This is a genomic window from Bradyrhizobium sp. MI1.10 (assembly GCF_055811035.1).
In genome coordinates this window covers 294396-314482 of the sequence record NZ_JBVVPN010000002.1, presented here as the reverse complement: position 1 = coordinate 314482, position 20087 = coordinate 294396, and the positions used below count along the sequence as shown (strand labels likewise).

19 protein-coding genes are annotated in these 20087 nt (G+C 63.8%); 3 read left to right on the top strand and 16 right to left on the bottom strand.

Annotated features, from left to right (window positions below):
- Positions 1-66: 66 nt before the first annotated feature.
- On the bottom strand, positions 67-255 hold the full coding sequence (locus AC0L3K_RS03595) for a hypothetical protein (RefSeq protein WP_007590634.1): 189 nt from the start codon (positions 253-255) through the stop codon (positions 67-69).
- A 729-nt stretch (positions 256-984) separates the two neighbouring features.
- On the opposite strand from AC0L3K_RS03595, the gene AC0L3K_RS03590 reads away from it, so the two are divergent.
- The 3 genes from AC0L3K_RS03590 (at position 985) to AC0L3K_RS03580 (ending at position 4560) form a co-directional block, all read left to right on the top strand.
- A complete protein-coding gene (locus AC0L3K_RS03590) occupies positions 985-3420 on the top strand; it encodes a PAS domain-containing sensor histidine kinase (RefSeq protein ID WP_007590633.1) in 2436 nt (811 codons plus the stop codon).
- The gene (locus tag AC0L3K_RS03585) at positions 3417-4088 is read left to right on the top strand and encodes a response regulator transcription factor (protein WP_007590631.1); all 672 of its coding nucleotides are present in this window, start codon (positions 3417-3419) and stop codon (positions 4086-4088) included. Before AC0L3K_RS03590 ends, AC0L3K_RS03585 begins: the two co-directional genes overlap by 4 nt.
- Before the next feature lie 85 nt (positions 4089-4173).
- Complete coding sequence (locus AC0L3K_RS03580) at positions 4174-4560, top strand: response regulator transcription factor (RefSeq protein ID WP_007590630.1); 387 nt, start codon at positions 4174-4176, stop codon at positions 4558-4560.
- 32 nt (positions 4561-4592) lie between these two features.
- Here the strand turns inward: AC0L3K_RS03580 and AC0L3K_RS03575 are convergent, their stop codons facing one another.
- The 15 genes from AC0L3K_RS03575 to AC0L3K_RS03505 form a co-directional block, all read right to left on the bottom strand.
- Positions 4593-5561, bottom strand: coding sequence for a tripartite tricarboxylate transporter substrate binding protein BugD (locus AC0L3K_RS03575; protein ID WP_007590629.1), 969 nt, complete (start codon positions 5559-5561; stop codon positions 4593-4595).
- A gap of 87 nt (positions 5562-5648) precedes the next feature.
- Positions 5649-6890, bottom strand: coding sequence for a threonine synthase (locus tag AC0L3K_RS03570; protein ID WP_354128852.1), 1242 nt, complete (start codon positions 6888-6890; stop codon positions 5649-5651).
- Between the two features lie 130 nt (positions 6891-7020).
- The gene (gene lpdA / locus AC0L3K_RS03565) at positions 7021-8439 is read right to left on the bottom strand and encodes a dihydrolipoyl dehydrogenase (protein WP_007590627.1); all 1419 of its coding nucleotides are present in this window, start codon (positions 8437-8439) and stop codon (positions 7021-7023) included.
- A 17-nt stretch (positions 8440-8456) separates the two neighbouring features.
- The gene (locus AC0L3K_RS03560; protein ID WP_473365478.1) at positions 8457-8684 is read right to left on the bottom strand and encodes a hypothetical protein; all 228 of its coding nucleotides are present in this window, start codon (positions 8682-8684) and stop codon (positions 8457-8459) included.
- Between the two features lie 20 nt (positions 8685-8704).
- Complete coding sequence (locus tag AC0L3K_RS03555) at positions 8705-10054, bottom strand: pyruvate dehydrogenase complex dihydrolipoamide acetyltransferase (protein ID WP_007590625.1); 1350 nt, start codon at positions 10052-10054, stop codon at positions 8705-8707.
- Between the two features lie 61 nt (positions 10055-10115).
- Positions 10116-10568: a nucleoside deaminase gene (locus tag AC0L3K_RS03550; protein ID WP_007590624.1), complete on the bottom strand. Its 453-nt coding sequence runs from the start codon at positions 10566-10568 to the stop codon at positions 10116-10118.
- 2 nt (positions 10569-10570) lie between these two features.
- Positions 10571-10873, bottom strand: a complete 303-nt coding sequence (locus AC0L3K_RS03545) for a DUF5076 domain-containing protein (protein WP_007590623.1) — start codon at positions 10871-10873, stop codon at positions 10571-10573.
- A 3-nt stretch (positions 10874-10876) separates the two neighbouring features.
- Positions 10877-12259 (bottom strand): pyruvate dehydrogenase complex E1 component subunit beta, encoded by a 1383-nt coding sequence (locus AC0L3K_RS03540; RefSeq protein WP_473365477.1) that lies wholly within the window; start codon positions 12257-12259, stop codon positions 10877-10879.
- 29 nt (positions 12260-12288) lie between these two features.
- Entirely contained in the window at positions 12289-13311 is a 1023-nt protein-coding gene (gene pdhA / locus AC0L3K_RS03535) for a pyruvate dehydrogenase (acetyl-transferring) E1 component subunit alpha (RefSeq protein ID WP_007590620.1), read from the bottom strand.
- A gap of 267 nt (positions 13312-13578) precedes the next feature.
- Positions 13579-15096 carry an aldehyde dehydrogenase gene (adh, locus tag AC0L3K_RS03530; protein ID WP_007590619.1) on the bottom strand — a complete coding sequence of 506 codons (1518 nt, stop codon included), beginning with the start codon at positions 15094-15096 and terminating at the stop codon, positions 13579-13581.
- 294 nt (positions 15097-15390) lie between these two features.
- On the bottom strand, positions 15391-16353 hold the full coding sequence (locus AC0L3K_RS03525; RefSeq protein WP_007590618.1) for a helix-turn-helix domain-containing protein: 963 nt from the start codon (positions 16351-16353) through the stop codon (positions 15391-15393).
- Between the two features lie 167 nt (positions 16354-16520).
- A complete protein-coding gene (locus AC0L3K_RS03520) occupies positions 16521-16838 on the bottom strand; it encodes an FtsB family cell division protein (protein WP_007590617.1) in 318 nt (105 codons plus the stop codon).
- A gap of 236 nt (positions 16839-17074) precedes the next feature.
- Positions 17075-17626, bottom strand: coding sequence for an NADPH-dependent FMN reductase (locus tag AC0L3K_RS03515; RefSeq protein ID WP_219682164.1), 552 nt, complete (start codon positions 17624-17626; stop codon positions 17075-17077).
- A 174-nt stretch (positions 17627-17800) separates the two neighbouring features.
- Positions 17801-18799: an MBL fold metallo-hydrolase gene (locus AC0L3K_RS03510; protein WP_007590615.1), complete on the bottom strand. Its 999-nt coding sequence runs from the start codon at positions 18797-18799 to the stop codon at positions 17801-17803.
- 121 nt (positions 18800-18920) lie between these two features.
- Positions 18921-20054, bottom strand: a complete 1134-nt coding sequence (locus tag AC0L3K_RS03505; RefSeq protein WP_007590613.1) for a zinc-binding dehydrogenase — start codon at positions 20052-20054, stop codon at positions 18921-18923.
- Positions 20055-20087 lie beyond the last annotated feature (33 nt).

The following is a 20087-nucleotide window of genomic DNA, read 5'->3' as shown; positions in this document are numbered from 1 at the left end:
GAATCTCATAGCGATGCCCTCTCACCCGGACGGCAAATCCACCGCCCGTTTCGCTCTCCTATCCGCTCAAGACGCCGCTCGTGTGCGTCCCTCGATCAGCGGCGCAGCTTCGCCATGAAGCGCGTAACACTCGTAGCCGCAGTAGGGCAGCAGCGTCTTCGCATCGCGCAGATAGCCGCCGCTGATCTCCTCGCAGCACCACAGGCAGAACGTTTTGCGGAAAGGGGTCCTGCCGTTCACCAATATGAACCTCATGTGGCACCTCCGAGCGCAAAGCAGTAGACCGTGTCGACGGATCCGGTGACTGGTGCTTACGCCGCCTGAGACCGAAACAGCCATCGGCGATCGCGTTCGCGGCGCGCCCTGAAGCGATCGAGACATTTCCGGGAGCAAAGCGGCGCTCGCCAGGAATAATACCGGATCAGGCCGAACTTCCCGCTGCAGACGGCGCAGCTTTTTGCCGCGGAAGGGCGCTCGGAGTGTTCGGGCTTATCGCACATGATCTCTCCTCCTGGCCTCTGATGGGCGCCTCTGACGGTCGAGGATCCCCACGGGCGCTGATGCACAATCATCACGTTCGTCAACGAAATGCGGCTTCTCAATCGTGACCAGCCAGATCATCGGCAAGTCGGACGCCGGCGGAGGCGAAGCTCGCCTCTTGAGCGCACGACGCCGCGCTACTCGACGGTTCGTGCTTCGCGATCGACTTCACTGGATTGCCGGTGAGACTAGTCCGCATGCGACGGGCCGCTCAATTGTACGGAGGTAAATGCAGCGTATGACTAGGGTTGCGCGACCTATACATAGGTTTGTCCGGTAATTTTCCGGAGTTTCGTCTACCCGCAACGAGACGGCGCAACGGCGGCAAGCTGCACGGAGCCCGCGAATTCTCGACTCGGAATCCTGCTTTGGTCGGAGGGAATTGCCCCTCCTGTCGCAAAGTGCTCTACTCGCCCTGCCCCCAAGCGGGCCGGGACGCCTGCGATGATGCCTGGCCAGATCGCAAAATTAGGGAATTCGGCCGCGCAATTCCTGCTCGGCGGCCTTGCGGCGCTTCGATCTCTCGGCAATGCAGCGAAAGACGGACCTGCGGCTGGAGAGGGCCGGCGGCAGGACAATGCCGACCTGCGCGACGCCGTGAAGCAATGGCGACAAGTGTTCGAGCACAATCCGGTCATGTATTTCATGGTCGATCCGGCCGGAACGGTGCTCAACGTGAATACATTTGGCGCCGCGCAACTGGGCTACAGCGTGGCCGAACTGACCGGCCAATCTGTGCTGAACGTCTTTTTCGAAGAGGACCGCGATTTCGTTCGTCGCTGTGTCGGGCTGTGCCTGGAAACCGTGGACCAGTCGCACACCTGGGAGATTCGCAAGATCCGGAAGGACGGCTCGGTTCTCTGGGTCCGTGAGAACGCCAAGGCCATGCGGCGCGGCGACGGCACGCCGATCGTGCTGGTCGCCTGCGAAAACATCACCCAGCGCAAGGAGGCGGAGGATGCGCTGCGCCAGAGCGAGGCCTACCTTGCCCAAGCGCAGGAGTTGAGCCGCACCGGCAGCTTCGGCCTGAGCCTGGCAACCCGCGAGGCCGTCTGGTCCAGGGAGACCTTTCGCATCTTCCAACGTGACCCGCAGGTCAAACCGACGCTCGATTTTGTTTTCCAGCGCATCCATCCGGAAGATCGCAATGCGGTCAGCAAGACCCTTGATCGGGCCTTCCGTGACGTCGGCGATTTCGACCATGAATATCGTCTGCTGATGCCCGATGGATCCATCAAATATCTCCATTCCGTGGCACGCGCGGTGAGACATGGATCCGGCCACATCGAGTTTGTCGGAGCGGTCACTGACGTCACTACGGCAAAGGAAACCGAACAGCGACTGCGTCGCAGCGAAGCCTATCTAACCGAAGCCCAGCGCCTCAGCCATACGAGCAGCTGGGCCTGGGACGTGCGCCGTCAGGAATTCGCTTACCGATCGGCCGAACTCTATCGCCTGTTCGGATTTAACCCGGACCAGATTGATCTGTCGGCGCAGGCCTTCCAACAACGGATCCTCGCCGAAGACTTTAAGCGGATCGTCGATGTGGAACGTCAGGCAATCCGGCAAAAGCAGCCTTTCGAAGTTGATTTTCGGATTGTGCGTCCGGACGGTTCGGTACGACACGTCCATACGGAGGGGCATCCCGTCGTCGGCGGGGACGGCGATGTGACGGAGATCATCGGCACCCACGTCGATGTCACCGAGCAGTTTGCCGCAAGACAAGCGCTGCAAAACGCCTTTGACGAGCTCAAGCTGTCCGAGCAGCGATTTCGCGACTATGCCGAAACCGCCTCGGACTGGTTTTGGGAGAGCGGGCCGGACCACCGTATCACACGGATTTCGGAACATGCCGACACGGCCGGTCCCGTGCCCACGGGCGTGATCGGCCTCGCCCGTTGGGACATTCCGCCCGATGCCGAGCTCGAGCCCGAGAAGTGGGAGCGGCATCGCGCGACACTCGATGCCCACCTTCCGTTTCGCGACCTGGTCTACCGAAGCAAGGATCGCAACGGATCTCCGATCTACGTGCGCACCAGCGGCAAGCCCTTGCACGACGCGAACGGCAACTTTCTCGGCTATCGTGGCGTCAGCAGCGACGTGACGGCGGCGATCCGCGCCGAGCAGGCCGAAGAAGCACTGCGCAAGGCGCAAGCCGAGCTTGCTCACGTCACGCGTGTCACGATGCTCGGCGAACTCACGGCCTCGATCGCCCATGAGATCAATCAGCCTTTGGCCGCCGTGATCTCCAATGCGGATGCCTGCATCGGATGGCTCGACCGCGAACCGGCCGACCTGAATGCCGCGCGCCGTTCCGTGGAATGGATCGTCGAGGACGCCAATCGCGCCAGCGAGGTGATCCGCCGGATCAGAGCGCTTGCGAAGAAGACCGAGATCGAGATGGCTCCGGTCGACATGAACCAGCTCGTCAGGGAGACGGTGGCGCTCGTCCGCCGCGAGCTTGCCACCCATGCCGTGTCGGTGCGAATGGAGCTGGCGTCCGCTCTGCCCAGAGTCTGCGGCGACCGGATCCAACTGCAGCAGGTGCTGATCAACCTGGTCATGAACGGGATTGAAGCCATGCACGCCAATGTGGAACGCCCGCGCGAGCTTGCGATCCGCTCCAGCCAGGTGAGCGAGCACGGCGAAGGCCGCATGCTCCTGATCGTGACAGACAGCGGGGTCGGCCTCGGCAACGGCGCGACGGAGCGCATCTTCACACCTTTCTTCACGACAAAGCCGAGCGGCCTGGGGATGGGACTGTCGATCTGCCGATCGATCATCGAGGCTCATGCGGGCCGGCTCTCGGCCTTCCCCAATGACGGAAGCGGAGCAACATTCCAGATTGCCCTGCCCTTGCCGATCGAGGACACGTCGTGACCGACATTCCCAAGGCGGCGACGGTGCAGACGAGCTCCGACGATCCGATCGTCTTGATCGTCGACGACGATCCATCGATGCGCCGTGCGCTCACCAACCTCTTTCAATCCGTCGGCCTCAAGGTCCAGGCTTTCGGCTCCGCGGCGGAGATCATGGAAGCCAAGCCACCGGCGGTCCCCAGCTGCCTTGTGCTCGACATCCGCCTGCCGGGCTCAAGCGGCTTTGACCTGCAGTCGGACCTCGCGAAGGCGAACATTCACACGCCCATTATCTTCATCACCGGTCATGGTGATATTCCGATGACCGTCAGGGCCATGAAAAGCGGCGCCATCGATTTTCTGACCAAGCCGGTGCGCGACCAGGACATGCTGGATGCGGTTCGGGCCGCGATCGAACGGGATCGCAAGCGACGCAATGCCGAGGAGTCGGTCGCGGGAGTGCGGTCCCGCTTCGAGGGTTTGAGCGCGCGCCAGCGCGACATCCTCACTCTGGTGGCATCCGGCCTGATGAACAAGCAGGTCGCGGCCGAGCTTGGATTGGCCGAGATTACCGTCAAGATCTATCGTGGGCAGATCATGCGGAAAATGGGCGCCAAGTCGTTGGCCGATCTCGTCAGAATGGTGGAGGCGCTCGGAATCTCACGCCCGGGCGGAAAGGTGCAAACCTAAGTATGCTTTTCAAGCTCGCTCCAAGGGCTCACTTTCGCCAAGCGCGGCACCGTGATCGGCGGCTCCCCGATCAGGAGCGATCATCTTGTCAATCCCCTTGGCCATTTCCGTCATTGACGATGATCGATCAGTCCGCCTTGCGACCAATAATCTGCTGACGTCGCGGGGATACACGGTCAACATCTTTCGCTCCGCTGACGAATTTCTTCAATCGGCCGAACTGAAGACGACGTCCTGCGTGATCGCGGATGTGCAGATGTCGTTGATGGGCGGCCTTGAGCTCTTGACGCACATGCGCAGCCTCGGCCACCACACGCCCTTCATCTTCATGACGGCTTTTCCCGACGATGCCGTGCGCGACCGCGCGCTGAAAGCGGGCGCTATCTGCTTTCTCGCGAAGCCGTTCTCCACGCCCGCTCTGCTTGAATGTCTGCGGATGGCCCTGCCCGGCCCCGATCAAACCGAGACGTGATACGCCGGCGCCGAGCCCTGGCGACACGGCGCTCACTCCACCTTGATGTTCGCCGCCTTGATGATCGGCCACCACTTCGCGATCTCCGCCTTCTGGCGCGCGCCGAGGGCTTCGGGCGTGAGCTGATCCTGCGGTGTCATCTCCAACCCCTGGCTTTCGAGCTGCTTCTTCACGCCGGGATCGTTCAGCGCTTCCACGGCTGCGGCATTGAGTTTGGTGACGATCGCCTTCGGCGTGCCCTTGGGCACCCACATGCCGGACCAGAGCGTCATGTTGAAACCCTTCAGGCCCGCCTCCTCCGCCGTCGGGACGTCGGGCGCCGACGCGAGGCGTTTGTCATCGGTGACGGCATAGGCGCGGATGGTGCCGGCGCGGACCTGGTTGATGGAGTTCGAGGTCTGGTCGACGATGACGTCGATCTGGCCAGCGATGAGATCGTTCAGGGCGGGCGCGGTGCCGCGATACGGCACGTATTGCAGCTTGATGCCGCTGACGCTCTCGAAATAGACCCCGGCGATGTGGCTGCCCGAGCCCGCGCCGGCGGTGCCGGCGGTCGGCGGCGAAGGCCGCGACTTCAGCCAGTCCAGCAGCTCCTTCAGCGAGGTCGCGGGCACCGCGTTCTTGCTGACGACGATCATCGGATTGCTCGGCAGCAGCACCACCGGCTCGAGGTCCGCGACCAGGTCGTAATTGAGCTTGTAGACGGCGCCGTTGGCAACGTGGGTGCCGAGATGGCCGAACGAGATCGTGTAGCCGTCGGGGGCCGAATGCACGGCACGGCCGACGCCGATCGAGCCGCCCGCGCCAGTGACGTTCTCGATCACCAGCGGCTGGCCGAGCGCCGTCCGCATCCGCTCGGCAAGCACTCGTGCCATCGCATCTGACGGACCGCCGGCGGCGAAGGGCACGATGATGGTGATAGGACGGGAAGGATAATCGTCGGCGCGCGCGACCCCTGCAAGAGCGAGAATAGCAATCAGCGCAGCCCAGGCGGCCTTCATTGTGTTCTCCCCAGCAATGTCATTGTTGTTTTTGTCTCTTCCCGCGTACGGGAAGAGGGATCGTTCGTGAAGGGACGAAATGCCGCGCTAGAACTGCGAATAGTCGATCGGCTTGTGGCGATCGAGCGTGCGGGTGACCGGCGGCAGCGGGTATTTCAGGCCGGTGGCGCAGTTGAACAGCATCACGCGGTCACCCTTCGAGACGCGGCCGTCGGCGAGGCTGTCCTTGTAGGCGGCGTAGGTCGCAGCACCTTCAGGGCAGAGCAACAGCCCCTCCTCGCGCGCGACCTCGTTCAGCGCGGCAGAGATCTTGTCGTCGTCGACTGCAATGGCAAAGCCCTTGCTCTCGCGCACCGCGCGCAAAATGAGAAAGTCGCCGATCGCCTGCGGCACGCGAATGCCTGACGCGATGGTGTGGGCGTCCTCCCAGCGTGTGGCATGCTCGGTGCCCGCTTCGTACGCGCGCACCATCGGCGCGCAGCCGGAGGCCTGCACCGCGACCATGCGCGGGCGCTTGCTTCCGATGAAGCCGATCTTTTCGAGCTCGTCGAAGGCCTTCCACATGCCGATCAGGCCGGTGCCGCCGCCGGTCGGATAGAAGATCACGTCGGGCACGTCCCAGCCGAGCTGCTCGGCGAGTTCCAGCCCCATCGTCTTCTTGCCTTCGATCCGGTACGGCTCCTTCAAGGTCGAGGTGTCGAACCAGCCGACTTTCGTCTTGCCCTCGCCGACGATCTTGCCGCAATCGTCGATATAGCCGTTGACGCGATAGACGGTCGCGCCCTGAAGCTCGATCTCGCTGACGTTCACCTCGGGCGTATCGGCCGGACAGAAAATCGTGGTCTTGATGCCACAGCTTGTGGCGTAAGCGGCGAGCGCCGCCCCGGCATTCCCGTTGGTCGGCATCGCCATGTGTTTGATGCCGAGCGCCTTGCCCATCGACACCGCCATCACGAGGCCGCGCGCCTTGAACGAGCCGGTCGGCAGCCGCCCCTCGTCCTTGACGATGATCTCGCCGCCGCCGAGCTTTGCGCCGAGCTTGGGCAGGCGGATCAGCGGGGTCGTGACTTCGCCGAGCGAGACGATGTCCTGGCATTTGCGCACGGGCAGCAGCTCGCGGTAGCGCCACATGTCGGCGGGGCGCTGCGCCAACGCGTCCTTGGTCAGCGCCTTCTTCACACCGGCGAGGTCGTAGCGCACCAAAAGGGGCTTGCCGGCCTTGGAGAGGTTGTGGACCTGATCGGCGGCGTAGTGATCGCCCTCCATCGCGCATTCGAGATGGGTGACGAAGGTCGGGCGTTTGATGGTGAGATTGTCGTTGTCTTGCATGGGGTGATTTCCTTCTTGTTTTGCAGGCCCTACTGCTCGTCATTGCGAGCGTAGCGAAGCAATCCAGACTGCCGCTGCGGAAAGATTCTGGATTGCTTCGCTGCGCTCGCAATGACGGCGGCAGTGGTCGTCAAAGATTCAGCACCCGTCCATACGCATCCAGCACGGCTTCCTTCATCATCTCCGACAGCGTCGGATGCGGGAACACGGTGTGCATCAGCTCTTCTTCCGTGGTCTCCAGGTTCATGGCGACGACGTAGCCCTGGATCAGCTCGGTGACCTCCGCGCCGACCATATGGGCGCCGAGCAGCTGACCGGTCTTCTTGTCGAAGATGACCTTGACCATGCCCTGGTCCTCGCCGAGCGCGATCGCCTTGCCGTTGCCGACAAAGGGAAAGCGGCCGACGCGGATCTCGCGGCCATTCTCCTTGGCCTTGGCTTCGGTCAGGCCGACCGAGGCGACCTGCGGGTTGCAATAGGTGCAGCCGGGGATCATCAGCTTGTCCATGGGGTGCGGATGCAGGCCCTTGATGGCCTCGACGCAGATCACGCCCTCATGCTCGGCCTTGTGGGCCAGCATCGGGGGACCCGCGACGTCACCGATGGCATAGATGCCGGGAACGTTGGTCTTGCCGTAGCCGTCGATCACGATGCAGCCGCGCTCGGTTTTGACGCCGAGCTTTTCGAGGCCGAGATACTCGATATTGCCGACCACGCCGACGGCAGAGATCACGCGCTCGAACTCGGCGGTCTGCTTCGCCTTGCCGTCGTCGAGCGTCGCGACCACGCTGTCGCTCTTCTTTTCGAGCTTCGTCACACCCGTGTTGGTGAGGATCTTGATGCCCTGCTTCTCGAGGCGCTTGCGGGCAAGTCCGGCAATCTCCGCGTCCTCGACCGGCAGGATCTGCGGCAGCACCTCGACCACCGTGACATCCGACCCCATCGTCTTGAAGAACGATGCGAACTCGATCCCGATCGCACCCGAGCCCATCACCAGCAGCGATTTCGGCATCCGCTCCGGCACCATCGCTTCAAAGTAGGTCCAGATCAGCTTCTTGTCGGGCTCGAGTCCCGGCAGCACCCGCGGCCGCGCTCCGGTCGCGACGATGATGTGCTTGGCCTGATAAGCCCCCTCGCCGAGCGCGCCCTTGGGCCCCTCGACGTCGGACTTCTTTACCGTCACCTTGCCGGGCGCGTCGATCGAAGCCGCGCCCCAGATCACGCTCACCTTGTTCTTCTTCATGAGGAAGCCGACGCCGTCGTTCAGCCGCTTCGAGACGCCGCGCGAGCGCTGCACCACGGCCTTCGGATCGAACGAGACGTTATCGGCCGACAGGCCGTAATCCTTGGCGTGCTGCATGTAGTGGTAGATCTCGGCGGAGCGCAGCAGCGCTTTGGTCGGGATGCAGCCCCAGTTCAGGCAGATGCCGCCGAGATAGGATTTCTCGACAATCGCGACCTTGAAGCCGAGCTGGGCGGCCCGGATAGCGGTGACATAGCCGCCGGGACCGGAGCCGATGATGATGATGTCGAAGGATGTATCGGCCATGGCGGCTCCCGTTCAACTCAAGAGGTGCCGCGGGCGCGGCGCCTGGAAATCAAAACCCTGACCAGCCATTCGAGCAGGATCGCGCCGGCCATGATAGCCAACGCGATCATAATGACCGCCTGGCCGATGCTCCGTGCCAGCTGCTCGCCGGCAAAGAACGCGGAATGCAGAATATCGAGCCCGACCGGATTGAGTGCAACCACAGCCGAGAGCAACAAGGAGATCGAGGGCCAACGCGTCCGCATTCACCCCGCGCCTCCCCGGGCTACACCATCATCATGACGGGATTTTCGATCAGCTGCTTGAAGGCCCCGATCAGCTCGGCACCGAGAGCGCCGTCGATGGCGCGGTGATCGCACGACAATGTCACGCTCATCATGTTGGCGATCTCGATCTTGCCGCCGCGGACCACAGGCCGCTCCTCGCTGGTGCCGACTGCGAGGATGGTGGCATGCGGCGGATTGATCACGGCGGTGAAGTGGCTGATGCCGAACATGCCGAGGTTCGAGACGGCCGTCGTGCCGCCCTGGTATTCTTCGGGCTTCAGCTTGCGCGAGCGGGCGCGGGTCGCAAAATCTTTCATCTCGTTGGAGATGGTCGACAGCGTCTTGGTCTCGGCCTTGCGGATGATCGGCGTGATCAGGCCGCCGGGCATCGCCACCGCAACGCCGACGTCGGAATGATGGTGCTTGACCATGCCGGATTCGGTCCAGCTCACATTGCAATTCGGGATCTTCTGCAGCGCCACCGCCATCGCCTTGATGACGAAGTCGTTGACCGAGATCTTGTAGAGCGGCTTCTTCTCCTTGTCCTTGGGAGCAGCCGCATTGATCTCCTCGCGCGCGGCGAGCAGCTTGCCGATGTCGCAGTCGATGGTGAGGTAGAAGTGCGGGACGTTCTGGATCGACGCGGTCAGGCGCTGCGCAATCGTACGGCGCATACCGTCATGCGGGACGACCTCGTAGGAGCCGGGTTCGAACAGCGACAGGATCTGCTTGTCCGACATGGTCGGCGCGGTCGAGGGCGCGCCCGACGGCGCCGCCGCGGGTGCCTTCAGGCCCTTGCCGGACTTGGCCTGCTCCACGTCGCGCGCGACGACGCGGCCGTGCGGGCCGGTGCCGGTCACCATCGCAACATCGACGCCGGCTTCCTTGGCGAGCCGGCGCGCCAGCGGCGAGGAGAACACGCGGCCGGCGTGGCCGTTGCTCTGCGCAGCCGGTGCTGCGGCCTGCGGTGCAGGTGCGGCGGCGGGCGCCGGCGCGGCCTTGGGCGCGGCAGGCGCAGCAGCCGGCGCAGCAGCGGGAGCTTCAGCAGCTTTCGGAGGCACGGCCGAAGCGCTGGGCTTGGCGGCGCCTGCCGCCTTCACGTCCTCGCCCTCGCCGGCCAGCACAGCGATCACGTCATTGACCGGCACGTCCTGCGTGCCCTCTGGCACGAGGATCCTGGCGATCGTGCCCTCGTCGATGGCCTCGACCTCCATGGTCGCCTTGTCGGTCTCGATCTCGGCGATGACGTCGCCGGATTTGACCTTGTCGCCTTCCTTCTTCAGCCACTTGGCGAGGTTGCCCTTCTCCATCGTCGGCGAAAGAGCGGGCATCAGGATGTTGATGGGCATGCTGACCTCAAGAAGAACTTTGCAAAAATCCGTCTCCGGACCGGAGACGAACAGACCAGGTTTAGTTGCCGATGTCGCCCTGCCACAGGCGCTCATTGGCCGGGATGGAACGCCAATTCTTCATCATGGTGATGGAGCGGTCGTCGGCAAGGTCGATCCACGGGATGCCGAACTTGTCGAGAATGTCCTTGGAGCCTTCGAAGGTGACGGACTCTCCGATCACCACGAGCTTGACCTTGAACAGCGCGAGCGCACCGGCGCACATCGCGCATGGCGACAGCGTCGTGTACATGACGGTATCGTGGAACGAGATCGCACCCGCCTCGCGCAGGCAACTCATCTCGCCGTGCAGGATCGGATTGTTCTCCTGCACGCGGTTGTTGTGGCCGCGGGCGATGACCTTGTTGTCGCGGGTCAGCACGGCGCCGATCGGCAGGCCGCCTTGCGCGATCGAGGCTTCCGCCTCGCGGATCGCCTCCAGCATGAAATCGAAATGATAGGATTCGATCGCCACGGTCAGTGCCCCTTCCCGCGCGGCGTCGTGGTGCCGGTGTCGGTGGGACGCTCGATCTCGGCCTGGAACATCTCGATGATCCGGTTCAGCGCGTCCTCCTCGGTGTATTCGCTCTCGCGCGCATAGGCGCGCGCGGCGTGACGGGCGAGATCGACGAGCAGCAGGCCCCACATGTCGGGTTCGTCGAAGGCCCGCTGAAACGCCATCGACAGCCCGCCGTCCAGCACGAACACGCGCAGGATCTCGACCGCATCATCGCGGACGAGAACGTCGGGTGGTAGTGGCTGCTCCTTCGGACCCGCCATGGTCTACCTGTAGCAGACGGCTTTGGCGGCCTCGACCACTTCGGCAGCCGAAGGCAGCGCGAGCTTTTCCAGGTTCGCGGCATAGGGCATCGGCACGTCCTTGCCGGAGACGCGGGCTACAGGCGCATCCAGATAGTCGAAGGCATACTCCATGATCCGCGCGGCGATCTCGGCGCCGACACCGCTCTGGGCCCAGCCCTCTTCCACCGTGACGGCACGTCCCGTCTTCTTGACCGAGTCGACGATCGTCTCGGTGTCCATCGGGCGCAGCGTGCGCAGATCGATCACTTCGGCCTCGATGCCGTCCTTGGCGAGTTCGTCGGCGGCCTTCAGCGCGTAGCTCATGCCGTTCGACCACGAGATGATCGTGACATGGCTGCCGGAGCGCACGATGCGCGCCTTGCCGATCGGAATCACGAAATCGTCGAGCTTCGGCACCTCGCCAGTGTGACCGTAGAGCATCTCGTTCTCGAGGAAGATCACCGGGTTGGGATCGCGGATCGCAGCCTTGAGCAGGCCCTTGTAATCAGCGGCCGAGAACGGCGCGACGACCTTGAGGCCCGGGACATTGGAATACCAGGACGAATAATCCTGGCTGTGCTGGGCGGCCACGCGGGAAGCGGCGCCGTTAGGCCCGCGGAACACGATCGAGCAGCCCATCTGGCCGCCGGACATGTAGAGCGTCTTTGCCGCGGAGTTGATGATCTGGTCGATTGCCTGCATGGCAAAGTTGAAGGTCATGAACTCGACGATCGGCTTCAACCCGCTCATCGCGGCGCCGACCCCAATGCCGGCAAAGCCGTGCTCGGTGATCGGCGTGTCGATCACGCGCTTGGCGCCGAATTCCTGAAGCAGCCCTTGCGTCACCTTGTAGGCGCCTTGGTATTCGGCGACCTCTTCGCCCATCACGAAGACGTCGGCGTCGCGGCGCATCTCTTCGGCCATGGCATCGCGCAGGGCTTCACGGATGGTCTGCGTCACCATCTCGGTGCCGGCAGGCACTTCCGGGTCGGGCTCTGCGACGGCCTGCGGTGCCGGCGCAGCCTTGGGAGCTGGCGCTTCGGCTTTTGCAGCGGCGGGCGCTGCGGATTCGGCAGCCTTCTGCTGCGGAGCGGGCGCCTTGGCGAGATCGGCGGCACTCTCGCCATCGGCGAGAATCGTCGCAATCGGCGTGTTCACGGCAACGTCGGCTGTGCCCTCGGGGATCAGGATCTTGCCGAGCGTACCTTCATCGGTCGCCTCGACCTCCATGGTCGCCTTGTCTGTCTCGATCTCGGCGATGACGTCGCCGGACTTGATCGTCTCACCCTCTTTTTTCAGCCATTTGGAGAGGTTGCCCTTCTCCATCGTGGGCGACAACGCGGGCATCAGCACTTGAATTGGCATATCGACTCCAAAAGAAAGCTTGCGCGCGTTCAGCGGTAAATATCGGTCCAGAGCTCGGCGGCATCCGGCTCGGGATCATGCTGGGCGAAATCGGCGGACGCATTGACGATGTCGCGCACCTCGGCGTCGATCGCCTTCAGATCCTGCTCGCTGACCTTGGCGGCCAACAGGCGGTTGCGCACCTGCTCGATCGGATCCTGGTCGTGGCGGACTTTCTCGACCTCCTCGCGCGTTCTGTACTTTGCGGGATCGGACATCGAGTGGCCGCGATAACGGTAGGTCTGCATCTCCAGGATGAAGGGTCCCTTGCCGGCGCGGCACCAGGCCGCAGCTTCGTCGCCGGCGGCCTTGACGGCACGGACGTCCATGCCGTCGACCTGCTGGCCGGGAATGTTGAAGGAGGCGCCGCGCTTAGAGAAATCCTGCTGCGCCGAGGCGCGCGAGACCGAAGTGCCCATGGCGTAGCGGTTGTTCTCGATGACGTAGATCACCGGCAGCTTCCAGAGCTCCGCCATGTTGAAGCTCTCATAGACCTGGCCCTGGTTGGCCGCACCGTCGCCGAAATAGGTGACGCTGACATTGTCGTTGTCGCGATAGTGATTGGCGAAAGCGAGCCCGGTGCCGAGCGAGACCTGGGCGCCGACGATGCCGTGGCCGCCGTAAAAGTGCTTCTCCTTGCTGAACATGTGCATGGAGCCGCCCTTGCCCTTGGAATAGCCGCCGCGACGGCCCGTGAGCTCGGCCATGACGCCGTTGGCCTCCATGCCGGTGGCGAGCATATGGCCGTGATCGCGATAGCCGGTGATGACCTGATCGCCCGGCTTCAGGGCCATCTGCATCCCGACCACCACGGCCTCCTGGCCGATATAAAGGTGGCAGAAGCCGCCGATCGCGCCCATGCCGTAGAGCTGGCCGGCCTTTTCCTCGAACCGCCGGATCAGGAGCATGTCGCGGAGCGCCTTGAGCTCCTGCTCTCTGGTGAATTCCGGGGGCGAACCGCCGTCGGTCTTGTCCTGTGCAGTGCTTGCGGCGGCTTTCTTGGGTGCGGCCATGGGAATTCCGGGTCAGAGAAAACTTCAGCCCTCTCTAACCCAAGTCAAACGCCCTTGGAAAGCACCGCGGCGGCATGGCACGACTTTCATTATGCCGCACTGCAACGTGATCGTAATATTGCAAAATCTTTGACGCGGATCGGGCAACAAATCGACACGGTCGCCGCACGCGCAGATTCGTGGCCGCGTCAAGCAACGTTGAGCCAACGCGGTCCCGACATTTGGAACGGGCGGCGCAGAACGGCGCCGCCCTCTCCGCCCGCCCGATCAGAAGAAGCCGAGCTTCTTCGGGCTGTAGCTGACCAGCAGGTTCTTGGTCTGCTGGTAGTGATCGAGCATCATCTTGTGGGTCTCGCGCCCGACGCCCGACTGCTTGTAGCCGCCGAAGGCCGCATGCGCGGGATAGGCATGGTAGCAGTTGGTCCAGACCCGGCCGGCCTGGATCGCCCGGCCGAAGCGATAGCAGCGGTTGGCGTCGCGGCTCCAGACGCCGGCCCCCAGGCCATAGGGCGTGTCGTTGGCGATCTCGAGCGCCTCTTCGTCGCTCTTGAAGGTCGTGACCGAAACGACGGGGCCGAAGATCTCCTCCTGGAAGACGCGCATCTTGTTGTGGCCCTCGAACACGGTCGGCTGGACGTAGAAGCCGCCGGCGAGATCGCCGCCGAGCTCGGCGCGTCCGCCGCCGGCCAGCACCTTTGCCCCCTCTTGCTTGCCGATGTCGATGTAGGAGAGGATTTTTGCGAGCTGCTCGCCCGACGCCTGCGCACCGATCATGGTGTCGGCCGCGCGCGGGTCGCCCTGCTTGATCGCGGCGACGCGCTTCAGCGCCCGATCCATGAAGCGGTCATAGATATCGGCATGGACCAGCGCCCGGCTCGGACAGGTGCAGACCTCGCCCTGGTTCAGCGCGAACATGACGAAACCTTCGATCGCCTTGTCGAAGAAATCGTCGTCTTCGGCGGTGACGTCGCTGAAGAAGATGTTGGGCGACTTGCCGCCGAGCTCGAGCGTGACGGGAATGAGGTTCTGGCTGGCATATTGCATGATCAGCCGGCCCGTCGTGGTCTCGCCGGTGAAGGCGATCTTGGCGATGCGCGGGCTCGAGGCCAGGGGCTTGCCGGCTTCCAGCCCAAAGCCGTTGACGATGTTGAGGACGCCGGGCGGCAGAATGTCGCCGATGATCTCGGCCCAGACCATGATCGAGGCCGGGGTCTGCTCGGCCGGCTTGAGCACAACGCAATTGCCGGCGGCGAGCGCGGGCGCGAGCTTCCAGCAGGCCATCAGCAGCGGGAAGTTCCAGGGAATGATCTGGCCGACCACGCCGAGCGGTTCGTGGAAATGATAGGCGACGGTGTCGTGATCGATCTCGGAGAGACTGCCTTCCTGGGCGCGGATGGCGCCGGCGAAATAGCGGAAGTGGTCGATCGCCAGCGGCAGGTCGGCGGCGCGGGTCTCGCGGATCGGCTTGCCGTTGTCCCAGGTCTCGGCGATGGCGAGACGCTCGAGATTGTCTTCCATGCGGTCGGCGATCCGGTTCAGCATCGCGGCGCGCTCGGCGACGCTGGTGCGGCCCCAGGCGGCCTTCGCGGCATGCGCTGCATCGAGGGCTGCTTCGACGTCCTGCGCGTCGGAGCGCGCGATCTTGCAGACGATCTGGCCCGTCACCGGCGAGGCATTGTCGAAATACTTGCCGGCGATCGGCGCGACGAACTTGCCGCCGATGAAATTGTCGTAGCGTTCGGCGAAGGGAATTTTGGTGACGCTGAGGAATTCTACCTTGTTCATTGATCACTCCCGATGTTTGCTGTTTGCGCAATTCGTCGCGTGGTCGCGACTTGCATCGACGATGTCCCGGGAGGCGTCTTCTGTCAGCCCTGATGGGAGCGATGACGGAGCCGACCTGTCGCAGTTCTGCGACAGGTGTCGAGGCTGCACGTCATGCCGCCGCACATACTGACCTCATCCTGAGGAGCGCGCTCGTGCGCGCGTCTCGAAGGATGGCTGGTGGTGACAGCAGGGCCTCTTGTGGTTCGTGACGACCGCTTCGCGGTCTCCTCACCATGAATATCTACCAGCAGCTCAATGCGCGTTCAGCTCGAACCGCTTGAGCTTTCTGTGCAGCGTGGCGCGGCTGACGCCGAGGGCCTTGGCGGCCGCCGAGACATTGCCGCCGGCGCGGAGCAGAGCCCGCTGCAACACCGCGCGTTGACCGCCGGCAAGATGGTCGCGCGCGGTGTCGCCGCCAAGGAGATCGGCCGCAGGCACTGGTCGCAACGCCCGACCCGGCGCGAGCCCCAGTCCCGCCCGGGCAGTCCTGGTCGCGCCGATCACGAGATCGTCCGCATCGACCGCAACGAGGCCGCCGCACTGGCCGTCCGCAGCTTGCGTCAGCACGATGCGGGCGTGGGCGAAGGCCCTGCGAAACAGATCGGCCTCGATACGCTTGGCCGCCTCGCCGGCCGCGAGCGCGATCAGATTGGAAAACAAGTCAGTGCGGTCGGCGCGGCAGGAGGAGACGTCGAGCACGCCCGCGAACGCAGCCTCATGGTCGTAGATCGGAACGGCAGTGCAGCTCAGAAGCGTGTTTCGGGTGAAGAAATGCTGGTCGCGGTCGATCGTCAGCGGGCGCTGCTCGACGAGGCAGGTACCAATGCCGTTGGTGCCCTCATGCTCCTCGCTCCAAAGCGCGCCGGTCCAGAGGCCCCAGGACTGAAATGTCGCATCGTCCGCCGGGGTGCCGCGGCGATCGACCGGCACGCCCTCGCCGTCGGCGAGAAGCACGCAGCAGCCGCTGGCGCCGACCGCCTGGTAGAGCCGGTCCATTGCACCTCGCGCAGCGGCGAGCAGCGGCGCGATGCGCTCGCGCGCGTGGTGCAACTCGGCTTCGCTCAGCCGGTTCGGTGAGCTGCGGCCTGCGGGATCGAGACGATGCAATCTGGACGAACGGCGCCACGAGGCCACAAGCGACGAGCGTGCCGCCTGGCCTGACGTAATGGCGGCCTCGACACGGGCCGCGTGATGCCGGGGGGATTGCCCATTCATCACTGTTTCCTCCAGGTGGCAATCTAAACGGTGCCGGCACGGCCCGGTTGATCTGCGTCAACCCTGGCCATGGCGCTGGCAGCCATGAGCCCTTTGCGGCGCTGCCGTCAAGGCGGCAGTCCGGTTCCAGGCTTCAACTTGGAAGTCTTCAACTTTAGGAAGAGTGGTTAGTTCGCCGGGATCGTCCGGACGAGATCGCGCGGATTGACGTAGTCGAGCTGGAAGCGCGCCCGCTCGTCCAGCATGTCGGGGTCGATCTTCGCGGAGCGCAGCAGCGAAACGCGCTGCTCGCTCCTGGCACGCTCGCGCTTGAGCTGAGCCAGCTCGCTGGTCAGCGCCACGATCTCCTGGTCGAGCTCCTGGCGGGCGTTGAGGCCGTATTTGCCGGTATAGGCGTTGACACCGAAATAACCGACGATGGCAGCCGCCATCGCATAGAGGGCAAGACCGGTCAGGATCGATTTCAGGCGCGCGCGGGAGACCATCTTGGGAAGATGGGACAGGTTGGTTAAGGGCGTGCTAATTTCCGGCCGCTGGCCCCGCGCGCGACGCTAGCGGACCCTCATGGCGAGGAGGCGCAAAGCGCCGTCTCGCGGACGATGCTTCGCATCGCCGCGAGAACCATGAAGGCACGGCAGTTTCCCGGAGCCATCCTTCGAGACGAACGCTTCGCGTTCTCCTCAGGATGAGGGCCTATGCTGTGGCTGCGGGCGATTTGGCCTCAGCCGTGATGCTTCGCGACGTGCACCGCAAACGCGTCGATATAGGCCTGGAGCACGGGCTTCAGGGACTCCTTGGTCAGGTTGCCCTCAGCGTCGAACGCGTCGCCCACTCCGTTCAAATAGGCCTCCGGCTGCTGCATGATCGGGCCGGAAATGCCCGGCAGGATGTTCTGCAGCGTCTTGGCGGCGCTGACGCCGCCGAGCGGGCCCGGCGAGTTCGCGATGATGCCGACCGGCTTGCCGTTGAACGAGCTCTTGCCATAGGGCCGCGAGGCGACGTCGATGGCGTTCTTCAGCACGCCCGGGATCGCCCGATTGTATTCCGGCGTGACGAAGATGACGCCGTCCGACTTCTGGATCTTTTCGCGAAAAGACAGCCAGTCGGCCGGCGGCGCGCCCTCGAGGTCCTGATTGAAGAACGAGATGCCGGCCGGCGTGATGACCTCGAGCTTGAGCGAGGCCGGCGCGAGCTTGGCGAGCGCATTGGCGATCTTCAGCGAAAAGCTGTCCTTGCGCAGGCTGCCGGCGATCGTGACAATATTGTAGGCCATGGTGTGTCCTTGAAATCTTCAGCGGGAGTGCCGGGGCGGCACTTAAGCGATCCCGAGTGATGGATGCAAGTGCATGGACCGATCGGATTTGGAAACGCTGGGTTTCTGAACGGTTGCCCAAACCATCAGGCCGCAAGTGGCGGCCTGAGTCGTTGGTACAATCCGCAAATCGGTTCAGATCGTCGGATTCCACGCCGACGGGATCAGGCGATATTTGGCACCGTCCTTCTCGACATGGCCGACCGAGGGGAAGGTGAAGTGGAAGCCGATCACGGTCGCCTTTTCGGCTGCCGCCATGTCATAGAATTTGTGGCGGGTCTCCTGCGCCAGCGCAGCATCGGTGTCGAACACCACATGCCAGTCCGGATTGCGCAGGAAGAATTCGGGAATGTTGGTGACGTCGGACTGGATCAGCACCTTGGCATCGCCCGAGGCCACCGCAAACGAGGTGTGCCCGGGGGTGTGGCCGGGCGTCGCGATCGACGTGATGCCCGGCGCGACCTCCTTGCCCCACTCGTACTTCGTGACCTTGGATTCGAGGCCGGCAAAGGTCTTCTTCACGTTGGCGAAGTAGTTCTTCATCATCGCGTTGGACTCGGCCTTGGCGGCGTTGTCATCGCTGGTCCAGAACTCCCAGTCCTTGCCCGGCACCATGATCTCCGCATTCGGAAAGGCGAGCGCGCCGTCGGCGAGACGAATGCCGTTGGTGTGGTCGGGATGTAGATGCGAGAGCAGCACGACATCGATGCTCTTTGGGTCGACTCCGGCGGCCTGGAGGTTCTGCAGCGTGCGGCCGACCGCGCCCTTGCTGGGCTCGAGATTGGCGACACCGTTGCCGGTGTCGATCAGCACGAGCTTGGAGCCGGTGTTGATGAGCTGCGGGTTGAACGGCACCGTGACCATGCCCTTCGGCATGTAGGCCGCCTCGCCCGCGGCCAGCGCTTCCTCCTTCGACGCGTTGACGACGAACTTGTCCGGCATCGGGAAAGTGCGCGCACCGTCATTGATCGAGGTGCACTCGTAGCTGCCGACCTTGTAGCGGTAGAAGCCCGGCGCCTGCGTGCCGGCTTGCGGCACCGCGGCATTGGCGGTGGTCAATCCAAGCTTGGTCATCGCAGCCGCACCGAGGACGGCGGCGCCTGCGAGCAGATGGCGGCGATTGAGATCGGTCATGGAGAAGTCCCCTTCTGAGCGCGCCTTGCGGTTTTGTCCGCTTTCGATGGCGGCGGAATAATCTCCCGCTTCGCTCAGAAGGCAAGACCTTCTTTGGGTGACGTGCCGTCGCACGTGCCGATTATTTATTTGGGTTGATGAGGAATTTTTCGCCGGTGGCGCGTTTGGCGTAGACCGCGATGTTGACGGGATCGAGCGCCTCAGAAAGCGACACCACCTTGGTGTAGTGGCTGGCAAACGTGGTCTTCAGTTCGTCGACGACGCGCTGGCGCAGCCTGGCCCCGTCCGCCTGCCCGATCTTCATCAGGAACGGAAACAGCAGCCAGCCGCCGACGCCCCAGGCCATGCCGAAGCCGCGCGGCAGCTCGATCGGGCGGACATCGAGCGCGCCATAGACGTAGACCTGCTTGTGCACGTTGGAGCCGTAGCGGCTGTATTCCTTCGCGGTCTTGTTGATCGCGACTTCCATGCAGTTGAGGATGTCGCCGGCGAGCTTGCCGCCGCCGATGGCGTCGAAGGCGATGGTGGCGCCGGTCTCGACCAGCGCATTGGTGAGATCGCCGAGGAAGCTCGGCGCGGTGGAATCGACGACGTATTTGGCGCCGATCTTGTGCAGGATGTCGGCCTGCTCCTTGCTGCGCACGATGTTGACCAGCGGGATGCCGTCCTTGATGCAGATCTTGTTCAGCATCTGGCCGAGATTGGATGCGGCCGCAGTGTGCACCAGCGCCTTGTGACCCTCGCGCCGCATGGTCTCGGTCATGCCGAGCGCGGTCAGCGGATTGACGAAGCAGGAGGCACCTTCGGCCGGCGTGGTGCCTTCCGGCAGCGGCAGGCACTCGCGCACTTTTAACGTGCGATACTGGGTGTACATCGCGCCGCCGATCATGGCGACGGTCTTGCCCATCAGCGCCTTCGCGGCATCCGAGGAGCCAGTCCTGATCACGACTCCCGCGCCTTCGTTACCGACCGGCATGGATTCGTCGAGCCGGCCTGCCATCGCCCGCATCGCGCCTTCCGGCACCTTCGCGGTGATGACGGGAGCACCCTTGTCGCCGGAAGCCTTTGCCGTGCTCATATCGGCTGCGCCGATCAGGAGCCCGAGGTCGGACGGATTGATCGGCGCCGCCTCGACGCGGACGACGACCTCGTCCGCGGCGGGCTCGGGGGTCGGCACGTCGAGCAGCGAGATTTCGAGCTCACCGCTCTTCTTGATCAGCGAACGCAGTTGCAGGCCGTTCTTGCCGTCGCTCATGTCGATCCTCCCCTGTCCTTGTCCGAGCGCTGG